At 73.3% G+C, this 2,735-nt stretch carries 3 protein-coding genes; all 3 read left to right on the forward strand.

The annotated features are described in order from the left end of the window. The coding region (locus AC31A1_RS49675; RefSeq protein ID WP_489659641.1) for an ABC transporter permease at nucleotides 1-787 on the forward strand (787 nt) is incomplete at its 5' end. Then, a complete protein-coding gene (locus tag AC31A1_RS49680; RefSeq protein ID WP_489659642.1) occupies nucleotides 784-2,010 on the forward strand; it encodes an MDR family MFS transporter in 1,227 nt (408 codons plus the stop codon). The genes AC31A1_RS49675 and AC31A1_RS49680, both read left to right, overlap by 4 nt. 231 nt (nucleotides 2,011-2,241) lie before the next feature. Continuing rightward, nucleotides 2,242-2,735: hypothetical protein (locus AC31A1_RS49685; protein WP_489659643.1), on the forward strand; the 494-nt coding region annotated here is incomplete at its 3' end.

Consider the following 2,735-nt stretch of genomic DNA (forward strand, 5'->3'; position numbering starts at 1 on the left):
GCCCAGCACCCCAACTCCCCGGCGAACCCTGCCCCTTGTCTACGGCACCCTCCTCCTCGGTGTCGTCGCGCTCGGTCTGCCCCGCGATCCCCTCGCCCTCGACACCGGGCTGCGTCTCCAACACCCCACCTGGGCCCACCCGTTCGGCACCGACGCGCTCGGCCGGGATCTCCTCGCGCGGGTCGCCCACGGTGCCGTCGACACCCTGCTGCTCGCCCTCGCGATCAGTGCCGTCGCGCTCGGCATCGGCGTACTGCTCGGGCTGTTGCCCCGACTGTCCGGGCCCCTCGTCGACACGGTGAACGCCGTACCGCCGGTCCTGGCCGCCCTGTTGGTCGCCGCGGTGGCCGGCAGCGGAAGCGGTACCCCCGCCCTCGCGGTGGCCGCCCTCGCCTGGACGCCCCTGGCCGCGCACACCTCCGCACTGCTGCTCCAGGAACGCGCGACCCTGCACGTGACCGCCACCCGGGGCCTGGGCGCGGGCCGTTGGCACATCCTGCGCCACGCACTCCTGCCCGCCGTCCTGCCACCTGTCACCCGGCACGCCCTGCTCCGCCTGCCCGGAGTCGCCCTCGCCCTCGCCTCGCTCGGCTTCCTCGGCCTCGGCGCGCAACCGCCCTCCCCGGAATGGGGGTTGCTCCTCGCCGAGAACCAGCCCTACGCCGAACGCGCCCCCTGGGCCGTCCTCGCCCCCGCCGCCGTCCTCGCCCTGCTCGGCGCACTGGCGGTCACGGCCGCCGGGAGCGTGCAAGGGGCCGGCGCGCGAAGGGAGTTGGCCGCCCGATGACCTCCGTGACCCTCGTGCGTACCCCGCTCTCGCCACTGCTCCGGCTGCTGATCCTCACCCAACTCGCCTTCAACATCGGCTTCTTCGCCGTGCTGCCGTTCCTCGCCGAGCACCTGGCGGACGCAATTGGCATGGCGGGCTGGCTGGTTGGGCTTGTACTGGGACTGCGGACCTTCAGCCAGCAGGGGCTGTTCGTCGTCGGCGGGGCCCTCGCCGACCGCTACGGCGTCCGGCCCGTGGTGCTCGCGGGGTGCGCGCTGCGGATCACCGGGTTCGGCTGGCTCGGGTATGCGCAGGAGACCTGGGGCGTCGTCGGAGCCGTACTGCTCATCGGATTCGCCGCCGCGCTGTTCTCGCCGGCCGTGGAGTCGGAGGTGGCGCGGCAGGCGGTCGAGTGGGAGGAATCGGGCGGGGGATCCCGTACGCGAGTGCTCGCCTTGTTCACCGTCTCCGGTCAAGTCGGGGCGTTTGTGGGGCCGTTGCTCGGCGCGTTGCTGCTCGCCGTGGATTTCCGGGTTGCGTGTCTGGCCGGGGCCGGGGTCTTCGTGCTCGTTCTCGCGGGGCATGCGTGGCTGCTGCCTCAGCACATTCCCGGGCGTGCGCGGGTCAAGGAGAAGGGTGGCGTGCAGGCCCTCGCACGCAACAGGCCCTTCCTCGCGCTGTGTTGTGCCTACGGCGCCTATCTCCTCGCCTACAACCAGCTCTATCTCGCCCTCCCCGAGGAGGTGGAGCGCGCGGCGGGTTCGCAGGCACCGCTGGCCTGGCTGTTCGCGCTGTCCTCGCTGCTCGTGGTGACCGCGCAGTTGCCCGTCACCCGGTGGACGGAGGAGCGGCTCGATCCACGGCGGTCCATGGCGGCCGGGCTGCTGCTGATCGCCGTAGGGTTCGCGGCCGTGGCGATGGCACGCCCCGCCCAACTGACCGGTACCACCGGGCTGTTGCCCGCGACCGCGCTCGTCGTTCTGCTCACCCTCGGCCAGATGCTCATCGCCCCCGTCGCCCGCGCCTGGATCCCCGACCTCGCCGAACCCGGCCGCCTCGGCCTCTACACCGGGGCCCTGTCCTCCGTCTCCGGCCTGATCGTCCTCCTCGGCAGCGCGGCCACCGGCACCCTCCTCGACACGGGGCTGCCCGCGGCCGTGCCGTGGCTGGTGCTGGCCGCCGTACCGGTGGCGGCGATCGGGTTGTTGCCGCGCCGGGCACGCCCACTGCGGCCGAGATGAGCCGCAAGGCCACCGTGTACCACGGCCCCAGCGCTTGGACCGGCCTCAGCGCTTGGACCGGTCCTGCAGCGCCGTATCCCGGTAAATCGCTGAATCCCCGGACGAGTTCTCCCACCCGTACTGAACGCCCCACGCGCCACCGCCGTACCAAGCCATGAACCAGATATGAGCTGCCCCCTAAACCGCCATCGACGGCTACGGCGGCAGCGGCGCGTGGGAGGATCCGTCACCATGAGCGCATCCCCGGCGGTACGTAGCCTGCGCGCCGCGGTGTTCGCCGCGGTGTGTGTGCTGCTGGCTGCCGCCGGGCACGGGCTCGCCACCGGTGCCACGCCTCCGTTGTGGGCGGACGGTGCCGGATTCCTCGTCGTGTTCGTCATGGGGTGGCTGCTCGGCGGGCGGGAACGGTCCCTGCCCGGCATCGGTGCCGCCATGCTCGCCACTCAGGCCGGGCTCCACCTCGGGTTCGACGTCGCGCGGCCGCGGACCGGCATGGCGATGGCCGGCATGGCGCACATGTCGGGGCACGCCATGGCACCCATGCGGCAGACACAGGCGATGACCCCCCACGCCGTGGCCGCCCACGTCGTCGCCGCGCTCGTCGCGGCCTGGTGGCTGCGGCGCGGGGAGGCCGCGCTGTGGTCGCTGCTGCGCTGGGCCGTCGCCTTCGTGCCGGGCCTCGTGGCCTGGTGGCGGGACGCCCCCGGACCGCCGGCCGTCCGCAC

The sequence above is a fragment of the Streptomyces sp. P5F9 genome (assembly GCF_057961495.1).

Excerpts from the sequence above, each read along its gene's own strand:
- AC31A1_RS49680 (WP_489659642.1), top strand. The coding sequence starts at position 784 with ATGACCTCCGTGACCCTCGTGCGTACCCCGCTCTCGCCACTGCTCCGG.